This window comes from Roseibium sp. SCP14 (assembly GCF_040329475.1).
Taxonomy (GTDB): Bacteria; Pseudomonadota; Alphaproteobacteria; order Rhizobiales; family Stappiaceae; genus Roseibium.
This window is the reverse complement of record NZ_JBDZYH010000013.1, coordinates 123,467-139,237: the sequence shown is the minus strand read 5'-3', so window position 1 is coordinate 139,237 and position 15,771 is coordinate 123,467. Positions and strand designations below refer to the sequence as shown.

Below are 15,771 nucleotides of genomic sequence, written 5' to 3'. Positions count from 1 at the left end.
CCGGCCGTCCTGACGACCGGCATGGTCGGTCTGATCCTCGGAAGTCTTGCGACCGGGGCTGCGAATGTATCCCTGGTCGAGCTCTTTCAAGGCGGGAACTCCGGAGAGTTGTTGATCGTCTCGCGCCTCCCAAGAACGCTTGCCGCCATACTCGCAGGTTCCTCATTGGCTGTTGCGGGTGTCATCATGCAGATGCTGGTGAGAAACCGCTTTGTCGAACCGGCGACCACAGGCACGGCCGAATGCGCCGCGCTCGGCCTCCTCGCGATGCTGCTTTTAGCGCCGGAGGCATCCGTTTTCACAAAAATGGCAATGTCCAGTGCAGCCGCCTTTGGCGGGACAGCCCTCTTCCTGGCACTTGTACAGAAACTCCCCCCCACACAACCTCTGCTCGTGCCTCTCACCGGCATCGTTTACGGCGGTGTTGTCGCTGCGATTACGGCCTTCATTGCTTACGAATACGACCTGCTTCAGTACCTGTCGATCTGGATGAACGGCGAGTTCTCAGGCGTGCTTCAGGGGCGTTACGAACTGTTGTGGGCCTCAGGCGCCGTGGCACTGATCGCTTATCTGTTTGCCGACCAGTTCACCGTCGCCGGGTTTGGCAAGGACGCCGCAATCGGTCTTGGCCTGAATTATCGTGCCGTGTTGATCGCCGGCTTGAGCATTGTTGCGCTGATCACCTCTTTCACGGTGCTGACCGTCGGCATGCTGCCCTTTGTCGGGTTGGTGGTGCCCAACATCGTCAGCCGTTACCGGGGAGACAATGCCCGCGCAACTTTGCCGCTCGTCGCCCTGACCGGCGGTTTTTTCGTTCTGGCGAGCGACCTTTTCGGCCGGCTGATCCGCTATCCGTATGAAGTTCCGGCAGGAACGGTTTTCGGAGTTCTCGGTGCCGGTGTTTTCCTGTGGCTCCTGTTCGCGAGGCCAGCGCGCCGTGGCTAGAAAATTCCTGTTTCTGGGCGGCTGCGCCGCGCTTTCCATCCTTGCCTTCATGGTTTTGGGAGCCCGCGGCAATTGGGGGTTCATTCTCACATTTCGCGGCACAAAACTGGTGGCATTGGTCATCGTCGGAATCGCGGTCGCGGTCGCGACCATCGTGTTTCAGACGTTGACGAGCAATCGCATTCTGACGCCTTCGATCATGGGCTTCGACGCGCTCTACATTCTCCTGCAAACCACTCTGGTGTTTCTGCTGGGAGGTCTTGGCTACGTCTCCCTTCACCCGGAAATGAAATTCGCGCTTGAGCTATTGCTGCTGTCCTCCGCTGCATTGCTGCTGTTCGGCAGTCTCCTTGGGCAGGGGTTGCAGGATCTCTTTCGCATGCTGCTGGTTGGTGTTGTGTTCGGTGTCCTGTTCCGCAGCCTGACAAGCCTCCTGCAGCGGCTCATCGACCCCAACGAATTTGCCGTCCTGCAAGGATCGCTCTTTGCTAGCTTCAACCGTGTCGACACCAGCCTGCTGATGATCGCCCTTCCGCTTGTGTTGGCCTGCTGTGCCCTTGTCTGGCGCAAACGCCACATTCTTGACGTCATGGCACTCGGACGGGATCAGGCGATAAACCTTGGGATCAATTACCGGCGCGAATTGCTGGTGGGTCTCACGCTCGTGACGGCTCTGGTGGCAACCTCGACCGCGCTCGTCGGTCCGGTCACATTTTTTGGTCTGCTGGTCAGCGCAATCAGCTACGAGGTCGTCAAAACCCATCATCACGGCCCGGTTTTCATCGTGGCAAGCCTGATTGCGATAACGGTTCTGGTCGGCGGTCAGGCGGTGTTTGAACGCGTCCTCGGCATGAGCGCCACCTTGAGTATCGTGATCGAGTTCCTCGGCGGTCTGGTGTTTCTCTTCCTGATCCTGAGAAAGGTCCGGACTTGATTGAAATCGAAAATGTCACCTTTCATCACGGCAGGTCTCTTATCCTCAATGATGTGTCCTTGACGCTGCAAAAGGGCGGCATCACAGCATTGATCGGCCCTAATGGCGCCGGAAAGTCCACGCTGTTCGCGCTCATGGCACGATTGCTGCCTCTGCAATCCGGGAGCATCACCTTCGACGGTCTGGACATTCGCCGAACCGCTTCGAGGGATCTTGCGAAAAAGCTCGCCATCCTGCGGCAGGATACTCATGTTGCCTCCAGGATTTCGGTTCGCGACATGGTCGGTTTCGGCCGCTTTCCGCATCATCAGGGTCGTGCTACCCGGCAGGATCACGAGAAGGTTGCACAAGCACTGGAAATATTCGACCTGACGGATCTGTCCGAAAGGTTCATTGACGAACTGTCAGGCGGCCAGCGTCAGCGTGTTCTGGTGGCCATGGCCTATGCCCAGGACACCGAGTACCTGCTCCTGGACGAGCCCTTGAACAATCTCGACATGCATTTCGCCCGAAACCTGATGCATCAGCTCCGGGACCTGGCCGACAATCACGGAAAGACGATTGTGGTGGTGCTGCATGAGATCAACTACGCCGCGGCGCATGCTGACACGATCGTGGCTCTGAAAAATGGCGAAGTGGCGGTCAAATCGAAGACCGAAACCTTCATGACCGAAGAAAACCTTGCGCAGATCTACGACATGCCGGTCAGGATCAGGATGGTGGACGGCACGAAGGTAGCACTGCATCATGCATGAAAAACGCCGGCTCACAGGCCGGCGTTCTCGCTGTCTTTTGAAGCATTTCGGGTTCAGTATCGCAGTTTGGCGGTAAGCCGGAACGACCGGCCAGGTTCGTAAAGCGGCGTTACGGACTCGTACTCACCGCCATACGTCGCGCGATCCGAATACGTTTCGTCGAAGATGTTGCTGGCTTCAAACCTGACACTCAGGAAATCGAATTGCTCCGGCTTGTATTCGGCATAGGCATTCACAACCGTATAAGGGTCGATCTTGTCGTATCCCGCCGACACGAAACCATCATATTCAAGGGCAGCGTCAAGGGTTGCGCCAAGCGTCAAATCGAATCGATCGAAGGTATGAGCGATTTCGCCGGATATGATCTGACCGGTACCTGCCCCGATATTGATCAGATAGTAGGACTCCAACTGAGCGTTCGAGAGGCTGAGACGTGTATCAGCGTATGAGAGTTTGGCAAAACCATTCCCCCAATTATAGCCCCCTGCAAGATTGAAACCCCAACTGCTGAAATTGACATTACCGTCGCCGTCACGATAGTCCCGGAAGCGCGTGTTGAAGACGTTGCCTTCCGCAAACCAGCCTTCATGCTTGTATTTTATGCCTGCGGTCATGTTGTCGGAACGGACCGGCTTCAGGTTTGAGTAGTCCCACGGCCGCCAGTACTCAAAGGTCTCTTCGAGGTCAATGCCGCCGAAGACGTTGGAATAGCCGGCATTTACCGAGAAACCGCCATAGACGTCCACTTCAGCAAATGCGTTTCCGCTCAGTCCGAAATTGTCGAGCGTGGTTCCGTCTTTTCCTTCGAAGCGGTTGCTGTCCGCACGCCCGCCAAAGGACAGGTTTACGCGTTCGAACGCTTTGACACGCGCCTGGGCATAGGCGCCGACATTTGTCAGCTTCTCCTGATAGGTTTCAGCGGGATCGTAATAGTCACCTAGCTGCGAAATAAGATCTGCACCGACAGTTAGGGAATTGTCTTCCGTAAACGCAAAGACGTTTTCAACTTTTGCAGTCCAGGTGCTGCCGGAGCCCTCACTTCCGTAGGGTTCAGGAACTTTGTAGTCATTTCCGCTGTAGCCGATAACGGCTTGCGGGTTCCAAAGCCCTTCCGTGTAGTCACGGTTGAAGTTGATGGAAAAATTCTTGCGGGTAATGTCGTAGACGCGCGTCACGTAGTTACCGCCGATACCGCCTATATTCGCACGGTAGGGTCGCAAAGAGTCATCCCGAACCTGCTGGGCGCTGAGTTCCAGGCGGTATCCATTGTCTATCTCAAATGCGCCTTTTCCGAGCACACTGTAAAAGTCTGCCGCAGTCCCCGGCACGGTGAAACCGTCGCCGTTTTCATAGTCGTCGCCGTTGGCAAACTTTGCGTATCCGAGCAGTTCAAATCCACCGTATTTGCCGTATGCAGCGCCACTTTCGGTAAAAGTATTGCCATTTGTCTCGTAACTGACAGTTGCAAAGGCACCGTAGTTCCGGTCCTTGATCAGCAAGTCCTGAACATCAACCGTTTCATAAACGATCGAGCCACCAAGGGCCGCAAATCCGGCATCAGCCGGGGCAACCGCCGGATCCACTCTGACCGATTTCAGCATCGCAGGGTCAATGTAGTTCGTATTGGTATGGTGGAAGATGCGATTTCCCTGAGGCACGCCATCGATTGAAACCGCAAGGTTGTTTTCATCGATACCGTTCACGAACACTTTCTGCGCAATCGGAATTGCTCCACCGACCGAAATAGATGCGTTGCCGGCAAAAACATCTCGCAGGTTCTGCGGATCGGTCCGTTGAATTTCTTCAAGCGGAATGTAGATGGACTGGGCTCTGTCAGCCGCCCCTTGATGCTTGTCGAAGCGATCAGGTTCGTTGGGAAACAACCGGATCGTGTCCAGCGTTGTCTCATCCTGAGCAGTTGCAGTGTCTGGTGCGTCTTGAGCGGCTGAGCCCCCCGCTAATAGCGCCGATTGTAAAACTGTGCCTGTAAGCAGCAGCGAAAGACGCACGCGATCAAGCATGGTCAGGTCCCTTATCTATGAATGTCTCGAGTGCAGCTGAAATCGGCAGGACAGCCGAAATTGGCGTGAGCCGCCCCCACAGGAACGGCGTGCGAGTTATATATATGAGAATTTAACTCATGTAAAACACTGTTTGAAATATTGTTTTAGGGCGCCTGATTGGAGGGCTGTTGCCGGTGATGGCCTGCCAGAACGACAGCTAAAACGCAGACGAACAGAATGATCGAATCTTGAAGGAAACAGCTCAGAAATGGGACCGGCAGGCTGGTGCCGCTAACGCCGATCGAAGTTTTGAACTCGGCATCGTGCCGTTGCCGTTTGAGGAAAGAATCCAAAAACAGCACGAACTTCATCGATAGCGGAGCTACAGGGTCCGGTCTGAAACCTGCGGCTCCGATAAATAGATGCACGTTGAAACGATCAATCCCCGCTTCAGGAAACAGTTCAAAGAAAAACCGTCCTGACAGAAAACTGTGTCAAACATCGAATGAAGGAGTTCGGGGTCTATTCGAACGAGAACGGGACTCTCATCCGCATGCTGTTTTCCCTGATATCGCTCGGAAACTTGGGCATGCGCATGGAACTCACCAGTCGAATGATCGCGTTGTCGAGATTTGAATGGCCCGATGTTTTTATCAGGCGCACGTTGGACACGCCGCCATTCCTTGAAATCAGGAACGATATGCTGACGACACCGCTCTGTCCACGCCGACGCTTTTTTGCGGCCCGGTTCTTGGCCCGCCGCAGCTTGACCTGGACTTTGCCCTTGTAGTTGGACCTGGCTTTGGTCCCACCATCATTTGTTGTCGCATCCGCACGGCCATTTGCGTTGGAACGGGCCGTCTTGCTGGTGACACGCTCACCACCCTTGCGAGAGCTGACTTCTGCCCCTCTCCTTTTCGCCTGCTTGACCGGCTTCTTTTTCTCAACCTTCTCGACTTGCCGTTTGGGTGGTTCGGGCTTTTTGAGCGGTGTTTTCGTCACCTCTTGCAGAGGCTCGGATACCTCTTCCAGCGTTTCGGCTTCAGGCTCAACCGGTTCCTGCAATTCTGTCAGCTCGGGTTGAACCGCCTTCGCGATTTCAATTGGTTTTTGTTCCTTTACCGGTTCGCTTTTCAGAGGTTCTGATACCGGCACCTGACTTGCGACCGTTTCCGGGACAACAGGCTTCGCAGGCGACACTTCCGGCTCGATTTTTTCGACCGGTTTTGTCTGCGCTCTCTCAACCTGTGTTTCTTCAGGTTTCACTTCTTCCTGAATTTCAACTGCGGTCACGACGTCCGTCGAAGTCACTCCTGCAATCACCGGGGCAGTGACCTCGTTCACAACGGGTTTTGCCGTTTCAACTTCAACCGGGGTTACGGCACTTGTAGTGACAGGAGGTTCGACCCTGGCGACTTTCACCGGCTCACGAACCTCTTCAACCATTTCGGTTTCCGGTTCCAGTTCTTCGGCGGTTTCTTCCGGCACCACCTCCTGTACCCGACTACCGAGAACGAGGTCTTCGATCGAGCCAATGACGGAAACCCCACCACCCTGGGAGGCTGCCACGGACACCTCGTCAGGATTTTCGGCGAAGTAAGCGGACCCGGCGCCATGGGCAAGCACGGATATCAGAACTCCGGCGATGAAAAAGCGAAGAAACCTCATTTCGAGCCCCTTCTTGTAATCAGGACGATGTCCGTTCGTCCTGCGGCCTTGAGGTCCTGGATGACCTTTTCCAGAGCGTCCGCCTTCAGGGTTCCGTCGGCCGCGATCTTCAATGGCCCTCCGGCTTCCTCACCGGCCTCCTGTTCGGCCAGCCAGTCGACAATCGTAACCTCGGTTTCTCCGAAAAAGGTCTTGCCTTCCGGATCGACAATCAGCGCTCCTGTGGAGCGGATGGTTTCGTCTTCCAGGATGTTCAAGGGCGGCTCGATCTGGCGGGCATCGTCCTTTGCAATGGAACCTGCAAACAGGAAGAAGATCAGCATCAGGAACACGACGTTGATCAACGGTATCGTGCTTTCCGCCGGCTCACGTTTATGTTGCTGTCGCATGCGCATGAAAGCGTCTCACAGGTTCCTAAGATTAATTTCCGGTGACCAGAACGGTCCTCAAACCGCTCTGCCGCGCTGCGGACATGACATCGACGACGTCCTGGACATTGGCTTCGGGCCCGGACCAGATCGCGATGACCATGTTTTCCTTGTTCGTGAGGTCGGCGAACCGCCCGGCCATTTCAGCCTTGCTCATCGGCACACCGTTCAAGTCGATTTTCTCGGATGCATGAATGCGAAGATAGGCGGGCTTTATGTCGGCACCGCCCCCCTGTCCGCCGCTTGAGACATCCAACGACTGATAACGCGTAAAACTGGACGCGAGCATGAAGAAGAGCAGCAGCAGGAAAATGACATCGATCAGCGAAGTCAGCCCGACCGGCCGCCGCTTTGCTCTTGGCTTAACTTGCATGCCTCGGCTCCGAGAGCTCAAGCGGAACGACCCGTGCTGTTCCGCGTTCAGCGACAGCCCCGGTGAAGAAGGCCGTCACCAGCGCATCCATTTCCGATTGCACGGCTTCAATACGGCTGTCGAACCAGCCGACAACGGCCGAGACGGGAATTGCGACGGCGAGACCGACAGCAGTCGTCAGCAACGCCACCCAGATCCCTCCGGCAAGCACTGATGGATCGACAGCGGCTCCGGCACCCTGCATGGCCTGAAATGCTTCGATCATACCAAGAACAGTTCCAAGCAGACCGATCAGCGGAGCCGTCTGAGCGATCATGTCCAGCGGGCGCAGGTAGGCCCGAAGACCGTTGATGCGCTGGATGCAGATGCGCTCGACATCTTCCTTCAGAAGCTCCTTGTCAGCGTCCGGCTGGCCGGCGCCCTTGATAAGCTTCAACATGACATCGGAAAGAACGGAGCTGCTTCCGGCAGCAGTGATCTGAGCGTCCTGCTGTCGGCCATCAAGCCACAACCTCAAGGCCTTGCGAGCACCGGAAAAGCGCCCGGCCCCCAGAAGCGCGAATTGCAGCACCTTTGCCGCAATCAAGGCAACGGCAATCACGGACAGTACAAGCAAAAGCATGACAACAGGGCCGCCCTGATCGACCAACCCTGCAAGCGAAGACAGAAACGGCGGCATTAAGGACGCGAGTTCAAAAGGCATGACAGGTCTCTACAAGATGAAGTCGATTTCGGACCGGGAAGTGATTTGCAGCTTCGACAGGCAGTCCGGCAACGGGCCACTGGCCACCTGGCAGGCACGGACTTCGTTCAGCAAAACGCGCGAAATGTCCGAACAGGCGCCTGTTCCGACATCATACTGGCGCACGACGGTCTTGCCCGATGGCATCGCGCCGAAATCAACCGCCGCATAGCCCGAAACACCTTCGGATTGATCGAACATGACCAGATCCAGTCCGAGTGCATCGACGGGAGAGGACATCTGGTTGCGGATCACAAAGGTCAACCGACAGGCATCTCCTGCGGTTTCCGCGGTATTGAGCTGGATCGTTATGGCATCCGGCGACTGCGCAAAGGCTGCCGGAGCAACCAGGCTGGCTGCCAGAAAAAGGGACGAAATCAAATGTCTTTTCATCTGCGCGCTCTCCCTGTTGAAGTTGAGAACCGGTCAATCCGTGAAGTTCATTCCGCAGATTGCCACTGGAGCTTCAGCTCTTCGCGCCAGGCGAACCGTTCGATATGACTGTCGATAACCCCTTTCATTCGGACCATTTTCTGGTCTTCATCGGTTTCGCAGCGGATGGTCAAACAGCTATCGGTCGCCTCCATCCGGCAGCGGCCGAACGGAAAAGACACTTCCCCTCGGGTGGCATCCCAGGCTGCGGGGACCTTGTGGGCAAAGTGCTTGCAAAGTTGCTGGAGATATTTCGAGGCTGAGGCGGTATTCGCCGTCGTCGTGACGATAATCATGCCCTGGCTGTCCGTTCCTTACACCAAAAAGGTGAGCCGGGGAAACCGGCCCACACAAAAAATCTTGAATTATTGACTCAGAATTTTGCCGTTGCTGTCAAAAAGAAACTTCGGCCCGGTGAATTTACCGGCGTCACCCGGCTGGTCGTGCTGTAAGTGCCTCGACTGTAATAGGTTTCGTCGAAGAGATTGTTGACCTCGCCGCGCAACGTGAAATCCGTGCTCCCGAGTTTCGGCGCCCATTCAGCAAAGACATTCACGACTTCATAGCCGGGAAGCGGGTTTTCGTAACCATTGTCTTCCAGATCCTGGTTCGAATACTCGAATGCGATTTCCGCGCTCGCACCAACCGTCAGATCCCAGTCCTCGAACGTATACCCGGCCCCAAGTGCCAGCATGTCCCCCACCGGTACGGCGTTGTTATAGTCACCTGCAAGCGCGATCCGGTCGCCATACTGGACATCCGTATGGGTGAAGGCGGCAGAAACATAAGCATTGTTCCAGTCATACCGGGCGGAAAGGTCGAAGCCTTGCGAAACGAGTTCATCACCATTCAGGCGAATGGAGTTGGAATAATCCCAGGCAACGGGATTGAACATCTTGATGTAGAAGAGATCCGCCCCAAACGTCAGCCCGCCATACTCATAGGCCAACCCAACCTTTGCGTTATGCGCGGTTGTCGGCTCGAGATCGCGCGAATAGGTGTAGTCCCGGGCATGAAACAGGGCAGTCTCGGCCTGCTCGATGCCACCAAAGACATAGGAGTACCCCGCGCTGGCCGTCAGCCCGTCGATGATCTCGTAACCGAGATTGACATTCGGCGAGAGGCCGAAATTGTCGAAGGTCTGGCCGTCCACGGCCTTATAACTCTGAAAGTCAGCGCGCAGGCCGGTTGAAACATCCAGCTTGTCGATCGGCGTCAGGCGGGCCTGCACATAGCCGCCCACATTTGAAATGGTTTCGTCCGCGTCCGTGGAAAACCAGAACCGCTCTATGTCCGCGTGATCGTGATAAAAGTCGACGCCGGAAGTGATTGTGCCCATTGCAAAATGGAAGCGGTTCTGCAGATGACCGCCGAAGGACTGCAGATCGGAATTAAAGTCGCCGCTCGGTCTCGTGTAGTAGGCTTCGCTCGGACGCTCCAGCTTGTTCCGGTTGTAGTAGAGCAGGACTTCCGGATCGAAATAGCCGCCTGCTCCTTCCAGCGTGTATTTGAACGTCGTCGTCACACGTTCGTAAAGATTGTTGTTAAAGTCGGAACTCACGAGGCCCATATTGGTGCGAAGGCGGCGATATCCCTTGTCGCGATAATATTCGCCGGAAACCTCGAACCGGTGCCCTTCCTGGCTCTGATAAGCGAATTTACCGAGACCGTTCCACAGATCCGCCGCTGTTCCTGCTTCCGTGAAGCCGTCGCCGTCGTCGTAGTCCTGACCCTCGGCGCGGGTGAGCGTACCGAGGTACTCAAATCCCTGGTCTGCGCCATAAGCGGCACCGGTTCCGGTAAGCGTCATCGAATTGGTGTCATAGCCGAATGAGACCAGCGCCCCGAGTTTCTGCCCCTCCTTCAGCATATCCACGGCATCAACGGTTTCGAACCTGGCACTACCACCCAGTGCACCGGGACCATCATCCGCCGGAGCAACGCCGTCATTGATGCCTACCGATTTCAGGAACATCGGATTGATGCCGATATTGCCATTGTGGTGCCAGACGTTGTTTTTCTGGCGGGCACCGTCAATGGTCACGTTGAGCTTGGACTGGTCAATTCCGTGAACGTAGAATTTCTGCGAAGCCGGACTGCCACCTGCCGTCGTGACCGAAGGAGTTGTTTGAAACAGCTGCTTCAAATCTACCGGCTGCGTCCTCTCGATATCTTCCCGGCTGATATCGACACTCGTTTCAAGCGACTCGAATTTCGCCGCTTCGCTTTCCTCGATGACAATTTTTTCCAGTTCCTGGGCTTCCTGCGCCCAGGCTGCTGCCGGAATGAGTGCAAGTGTGCTGACTGACGCCAGGACGGCCGCGTGTCTTGCAAATCCACGTTTCATTTCAAACCCCAACCATAACCGGTCCGGCCGCGGCGGCCCCACGCCACGCCGGACAGACTTAAACTTGACTTAAAAGTTCATGTATTTGATAAGGAGGTTGCCGCGTGAGGACAATTCCGAAAGCGTTTGCCAGTCGCTCAAACTCTTTTGCGAAATGCGTTCAGGAGCCAAAGCCATCCGGTTTTCAAGGATTGCTCAGCCAGTCACTCAGGCGCTGCAGGCTTTCGAAAAACGTGAAGAACCCAGACCGGCATGTTCGTACAATCCGACCATCACAATCACTACGTGACCAAAGAAGACCTCATGATCAGGGAGAGCAGCCGGCCTGTGCGCTGGCTAGGACCTTCCCTTGACACCGGCGACGAGGTGTTGCGCGGCGCGATCGGCTTCGAGAACATCGAGGACGGCCTCTCGATCCACTATTCCAACGCCGAAGATCTTCACGATCTCAGAATAGAATCCGAACAGGGACCGCGCCTCGGTATTTTGCTGTTTCTGGAAGGACAGGTTGAAGCCTCGATCGGCAACTTCAAGATCCCGATGCCGGTTTATGACGCGGAACAGCGGAACTGGTCACCGGTTGCAACATTTTTTGCCCAGACACAGCGCGAAAAATTCATCAGACAGGCGCGCAGAGGCAGCCGCTTGAAGAAGGTGACGATTGCCATTTCACATGAATGGTTCCTCGCCCACCTGGATTTGTCCGATCCCGGTTTCAGCGCCTTCAAGGAATTTGCCGGAGAAAACCTCGCCAATCTCAGCTGGACACCGAGTGCACACGCCATCGGTCTGGCCGAACAGATCATCGGCGCTCCGAGAAAATCTCCGTTCCAGCACCGGCTCTACATCACGGCGCGCGTGTATGGCCTGCTGGAAGAGGCTTTCCGGTACTTTACGGAGCACCGGGTCGAGCCCAATGCGAAGTCCGGATCCGGACAGGACAGGCAGAAACTGCGAGCGATCGAGCATTACCTGAGTGGAGAGCGCGGTCATTGGGTGACGGCGGACGAATTGGCGCGGCACACCGGGATGAGCTCCAATTCCCTTCAACGTCTGTTGTCCCGAACCTATGGCCTGTCAACATCGCGCTTCATTCGCCGGTTCATGCTGGAAAAGGCGCGTGAAGCATTGGAACGAGACGCTCTCACGATCACCAAAGCCGCGCATATTGCCGGTTACTCGTCACCGGCCAATTTCTCAACTGCCTTCAAACGGGAGTTCGGCCTGTCACCAAAACAAGTCACGCGTTGATTTCCTGTGACCTGGAGCAGCCACCACTGCCGCAACTCGCATTTCACACATTGTTTTCAGGAGAACAGATTTGATAAGCAGCAACCAACCGGAAAATGGCAAGCACGACCATTACGGACAAGCGGACAAACGCGTTTCGGTATCGCAAATCGGTCTTTCAACTGCTGAACAGGCCGTCCTTCATTCCCTGAGACTGTTTTGCATGAGCTATGCCAATCCCGGTTGCCATGCCTGGGAAGAGGCCTTTGAAAGCTGCTCCAAAACCTTCGGTCCGGAAGAAGGGGCAAAAATCGGATTGGCGGTGATGAACGCGATGCGTTCGTTGCGCCAGACCCGCATGACTTGCTTCAGCTTTACCAATCCGGGTTGCCCATGCTGTCGACACAAGCTGGCAAAACACGAACACCAGTTCATGTCTCTTCTCAAGGCAGTGCAGATGGGCGATGGTCTGGCCCGTCAGACAACCGCCGTCATCTTGTGTGAAGGCGTCAGCAGCAACAGGTTTCTGACCCAAATGGAGGAGCTTGCCGGGCACCTCAGCGCGCTTGCTCCAGGTAGAGAGAAAAGCGTCAGTCCCGCGCCGGGAAAGAGACTGAAGTTCAGCAGCTAAAGCCTCGTGACCGGAACGTTGGGCCATCCAGGCAACAGACTGAGAGACGCAATCACATATGATCGCAAATCCGGTCCAGCCACCCTTTTCGATAAGCGCTTTGATAGGCGGCATTTGACTCCAGCATGAAGGCCGATCGGCAGTTGTAACGGCGCGCGATTTCCTGACACTCCTCAAATGTCCAATCCTTGCGCTCGCGCTCCATGTGGCTGCAGACCCGGTTCATCCAACCATAGCGATGCGCAGCGTTATAGGCCTGCCTCGCCTGCAGACGAAACTCCTTGCGCGTTTGAAACGAGCGCGCGACTTCCTGTACATTTTCATACGACCACTTGCGTCGACCTGCCATCACAGCTGCCTGGATACCGGTTGGAAAACACAAAACCGGCTGAAAGCTTAGCTGCGGACATTACTTCCCGTCCAGCGACGGCCCTCCAATTCCACTCAATTCGGCTGCAGATTGGTTTCTCCACGGAACCGCTTCAGCATGAAATTCACAAATTCGCGCGCCGCGGCGGTACGATGTTTTGACGGGGGAAATACCGCGTAAACACCGCCTCGAGGCAGGGACCAGTCCTGCATCATGGATACCAGTTCACCGGACTGCAGTTCCTCACGGACAACAAAGTCCGGCATGATGGAAAATGCCGTTCCTGACAGAATGACCTGTTTCGCCGCCAGGGTTACGTCGACAGATACGGCAACGTTCTGCATGGAAATGAGACGTTCTTCGCCTTGTCGCTCGAAGGTCCATGCCTTTGGCTGGACCAGTGCACGGTTCTCGACAAATGGCAGTTTTTCCAGGGCTTTCAGATCTTTGGACCCACCAATGCGCTCGAGGAACGCTGGAGTACACAACGGCAACTGATCAAAGTCGCTCAGTTTGCGTGCAAGATAACTGGAATCCTTCAGCCAACCCGTTCTGAACGAGATGTCGAATTGGGATTCCACAAGGTCGAATTTCGTGTCGCTGAACACGAGCTCGACATGCACATCCGGATAGATTTCGGTGAACTTGGCCGTGACGCCGGACACATAGGCCAACCCGAAATCGACCGGTGCAGTGATACGCAGGACGCCGCGCGGAACATCATTTGCTTCCCGGATTGCCTCATAGGCTTCCTTGGCCTGACCGACTGCACTGCTGGCGACCTCGTAGAACTGGCGCCCTGCTTCGGTCAGGTTCATCTGGCGCGACGTGCGTAGAACAAGACTGGCCGACACTTCATCCTCGAGCATCTGCAATTGCTTGCTGACAACCGCCTTGCTGACGCCCAGACGCCTGGCAGCCGCTGTAATCGAGCCTTCCTCGATCACCGCAACGAAATATTCCAGACGCTTGAGATTTGGCCCCTTGCCCATGTCTCTTCCATATTCGAGGACCAGCCGTCCTCATCAAGGTTGCATGACGGTCAATCGCCGTCACCTTTGATTTCCACCCACTCCATATAGCAGCAAATCAGCCCGGACATGCCGGGCTGACAGGGGTCAATTGAAAGAGGGCAATCCATTGCGGCTTACGGCCACTTCATCTCCCCTTCGAGAACTTTGGCACTCAGGCCAAGATCGGTGACATTCGGGAAGTCCGGGTAGGCAGTGGTCATTTCCTTCACCAGGGCTTCCGACCCGTCAACCTTTGCAGAAGCGGCTTCGAAAGCCTTCACATACTCCTCGGTGAAATTCACGGCGGTGAGATCTTCCTGCGTGCCGCCAAGGTAATGCCCGGGCACGATGCGCTCGGCACCCAGGTTCCGGATCACGTCCAGGGTCTTGTACCAGTTGTCCCGGTCCTTCTGGGTCTGCGCATCGGCAACCCACACATGAAGGTTCTCGTAAAGAACCACCCCGCCGAGAACGGTTTTTTCGGAAGGAATCCAAAGAAAGGTATGCTTGGGATCATGACCGTCCAGTCCGACGATTTCCACCGTTTCACCGTCGAGAGTGAAGCTGGTGCCGGAGATTTCCGTCGGCACGATAACCTTGGAAGGAGCGTTTTCCGCCAGGATCGGGCCCCAGTAGCCGATTTTCTTGTCCTTGGTTGCGTTGATATGCGCAATGGTGGACGGGCTCGCCACGACTTCGGCCTCCGGATAAGCTTCCGTCAGAACGTCCAGACCAAAATAGAAGTCTGGGTCTCCATGGCTGATATAGATGGTCTTGAGATCCTTGCCGCTGTCCTGAACCATCTTCAGAACCTTCCGGGCATTTGCCTTGTCGAACTGGGCATCCACGAGGATTGCCTCGTTCGGTCCTGATATCAGGCTTGAGGTGACCGGGAAGAGAGCGTCTTCGCCCGGATTGAAGACTTCGACCGTGAGTTCAGCCGCGTTGGCCAGCGCAGAGGACAACGACAAGGCCGCCGCCGCCGTCAGCGATTTAAAGAACGAATTCATGGCATTTCCTTTCTGGGGAGATCGGCTATTGCAGCCGGGTTTAAGTCCTTCGCAATGCTCGTCTTCTCTGCGTGAGCGCCGCGAAGAAAGGCTTGAACGACCTTCAGGCCGCCAGGGCCCGGATCGTTTCCGGCTCTTTGAAAAAACGGGAAATATCGACAGAGACGCGACGTCCGTCCTGCTCACGGATCAAGACAGGAACACCTCCGGCGCCAACGGAAGCCATGGCATGCCTTGCCTGTCGCGCGAGCTCCGCGGCTGCACCTCTCAGTTCAGGTGAGCCGAGCCTTTCCCCGGCTTCTTTCCTGTCGATGCCGTGCCTGACGAGCGCCGCAACAACATGCTCCCGATCCGCGGCCGATCTGCCCTCGACATAGCGGGCCTGCTGCAGAGACGCGGCAAGCGCCAGTTCCACCCCGGCACCCTTGTGGTGAACCAGAGCAGCGGCCTGAGCTGTCAGACCGGACTCCAGGACTTCCGATTCCGATCCGAGAACGTTGTCTCTGTATTCTTGTGTAAAGGGTTGAGCTGTCAGCGATGCAATGCGCTGATCATAACTCCACGCCATGTCACCGAACCCTTCGGCCATTCGATGTGCATTCGGCCCCTGGAAGAGGTACCGGTGCAACACCTCAACCTTGCTTGCACTCCTTACCAGAGCGGCAAAGACGGGATGCGCGCCATAGCACCAGCCGCAATAGGTGTCGTAGACAATGGTGAAACGTGTCACTTCGACTTTCCTCAACAAACGAACGTGTTGGGAAATTAGGAGCGATCCGAATTTAACAAAAGACTGACAAAAGAAACTGTAAGTCAGCTAAAAGCGAACATTACATTTTTGAACTCGAAGGGCCGCACACGCCTCAACCAGACAAAATTATTACAAATAA

The 15,771-nt window shown here is 55.7% G+C and carries 17 protein-coding genes; 5 read left to right on the top strand and 12 right to left on the bottom strand.

The genetic code is table 11. From position 1 onward, the window contains the following. The first annotated feature begins 21 nt into the window (after nt 1–21). The 3 genes from ABLQ08_RS30905 to ABLQ08_RS30895 are packed head-to-tail and all read left to right on the top strand — an operon-like array spanning nt 22 to nt 2,634. A complete protein-coding gene (locus tag ABLQ08_RS30905) occupies nt 22–945 on the top strand; it encodes an ABC transporter permease (RefSeq protein ID WP_417714971.1) in 924 nt (307 codons plus the stop codon). Continuing rightward, nucleotides 938–1,879 carry an iron chelate uptake ABC transporter family permease subunit gene (locus tag ABLQ08_RS30900; protein ID WP_352950543.1) on the top strand — a complete coding sequence of 314 codons (942 nt, stop codon included), beginning with the start codon at nt 938–940 and terminating at the stop codon, nt 1,877–1,879. Before ABLQ08_RS30905 ends, ABLQ08_RS30900 begins: the two co-directional genes overlap by 8 nt. After that, nucleotides 1,876–2,634, top strand: coding sequence for an ABC transporter ATP-binding protein (locus ABLQ08_RS30895; RefSeq protein ID WP_352950541.1), 759 nt, complete (start codon nt 1,876–1,878; stop codon nt 2,632–2,634). The genes ABLQ08_RS30900 and ABLQ08_RS30895 overlap by 4 nt, the downstream gene beginning before the upstream one ends. 53 nt (nt 2,635–2,687) lie before the next feature. On the opposite strand, the gene ABLQ08_RS30890 is transcribed toward ABLQ08_RS30895, so the two are convergent. The 8 genes from ABLQ08_RS30890 to ABLQ08_RS30855 all read right to left on the bottom strand — a co-directional run bounded on the left by ABLQ08_RS30890 (nt 2,688) and on the right by ABLQ08_RS30855 (nt 10,627). Continuing rightward, nucleotides 2,688–4,655: a TonB-dependent receptor domain-containing protein gene (locus ABLQ08_RS30890; protein ID WP_352950540.1), complete on the bottom strand. Its 1,968-nt coding sequence runs from the start codon at nt 4,653–4,655 to the stop codon at nt 2,688–2,690. A gap of 504 nt (nt 4,656–5,159) precedes the next feature. After that, nucleotides 5,160–6,305, bottom strand: a complete 1,146-nt coding sequence (locus tag ABLQ08_RS30885) for an energy transducer TonB (protein ID WP_352950538.1) — start codon at nt 6,303–6,305, stop codon at nt 5,160–5,162. Continuing rightward, a complete protein-coding gene (locus tag ABLQ08_RS30880; RefSeq protein WP_352950536.1) occupies nt 6,302–6,694 on the bottom strand; it encodes an ExbD/TolR family protein in 393 nt (130 codons plus the stop codon). The genes ABLQ08_RS30885 and ABLQ08_RS30880 overlap by 4 nt, the downstream gene beginning before the upstream one ends. A 31-nt stretch (nt 6,695–6,725) precedes the next feature. After that, nucleotides 6,726–7,106, bottom strand: a complete 381-nt coding sequence (locus tag ABLQ08_RS30875) for an ExbD/TolR family protein (protein WP_352950534.1) — start codon at nt 7,104–7,106, stop codon at nt 6,726–6,728. Beyond that, a complete protein-coding gene (locus ABLQ08_RS30870; protein ID WP_352950533.1) occupies nt 7,096–7,809 on the bottom strand; it encodes a MotA/TolQ/ExbB proton channel family protein in 714 nt (237 codons plus the stop codon). The genes ABLQ08_RS30875 and ABLQ08_RS30870 overlap by 11 nt, the downstream gene beginning before the upstream one ends. Before the next feature lie 9 nt (nt 7,810–7,818). Beyond that, complete coding sequence (locus tag ABLQ08_RS30865; RefSeq protein WP_352950532.1) at nt 7,819–8,241, bottom strand: hypothetical protein; 423 nt, start codon at nt 8,239–8,241, stop codon at nt 7,819–7,821. A 47-nt stretch (nt 8,242–8,288) separates the two neighbouring features. Then, nucleotides 8,289–8,576 carry a DUF2218 domain-containing protein gene (locus ABLQ08_RS30860; RefSeq protein ID WP_352950530.1) on the bottom strand — a complete coding sequence of 96 codons (288 nt, stop codon included), beginning with the start codon at nt 8,574–8,576 and terminating at the stop codon, nt 8,289–8,291. Between the two features lie 77 nt (nt 8,577–8,653). Further along, nucleotides 8,654–10,627: a TonB-dependent receptor domain-containing protein gene (locus ABLQ08_RS30855; RefSeq protein WP_352950528.1), complete on the bottom strand. Its 1,974-nt coding sequence runs from the start codon at nt 10,625–10,627 to the stop codon at nt 8,654–8,656. Nucleotides 10,628–10,879: 252 nt separating this feature from the next. On the opposite strand from ABLQ08_RS30855, the gene ABLQ08_RS30850 reads away from it, so the two are divergent. Next, on the top strand, nt 10,880–11,878 hold the full coding sequence (locus ABLQ08_RS30850) for a helix-turn-helix domain-containing protein (protein ID WP_352950526.1): 999 nt from the start codon (nt 10,880–10,882) through the stop codon (nt 11,876–11,878). Between the two features lie 70 nt (nt 11,879–11,948). Beyond that, nucleotides 11,949–12,488, top strand: a complete 540-nt coding sequence (locus ABLQ08_RS30845) for a hypothetical protein (protein ID WP_352950524.1) — start codon at nt 11,949–11,951, stop codon at nt 12,486–12,488. A gap of 52 nt (nt 12,489–12,540) precedes the next feature. Here ABLQ08_RS30845 and ABLQ08_RS30840 read toward each other — a convergent pair whose 3' ends face one another. The 4 genes from ABLQ08_RS30840 to ABLQ08_RS30825 form a co-directional block, all read right to left on the bottom strand. Beyond that, nucleotides 12,541–12,837, bottom strand: coding sequence for a hypothetical protein (locus ABLQ08_RS30840; protein WP_352950522.1), 297 nt, complete (start codon nt 12,835–12,837; stop codon nt 12,541–12,543). Between the two features lie 95 nt (nt 12,838–12,932). Further along, nucleotides 12,933–13,850: a LysR family transcriptional regulator gene (locus ABLQ08_RS30835; protein WP_352950521.1), complete on the bottom strand. Its 918-nt coding sequence runs from the start codon at nt 13,848–13,850 to the stop codon at nt 12,933–12,935. A gap of 155 nt (nt 13,851–14,005) precedes the next feature. Then, on the bottom strand, nt 14,006–14,881 hold the full coding sequence (locus ABLQ08_RS30830) for an MBL fold metallo-hydrolase (protein ID WP_352950519.1): 876 nt from the start codon (nt 14,879–14,881) through the stop codon (nt 14,006–14,008). 103 nt (nt 14,882–14,984) lie between these two features. Continuing rightward, the gene (locus tag ABLQ08_RS30825; RefSeq protein WP_352950517.1) at nt 14,985–15,611 is read right to left on the bottom strand and encodes a DsbA family protein; all 627 of its coding nucleotides are present in this window, start codon (nt 15,609–15,611) and stop codon (nt 14,985–14,987) included. Nucleotides 15,612–15,771: the final 160 nt, after the last annotated feature.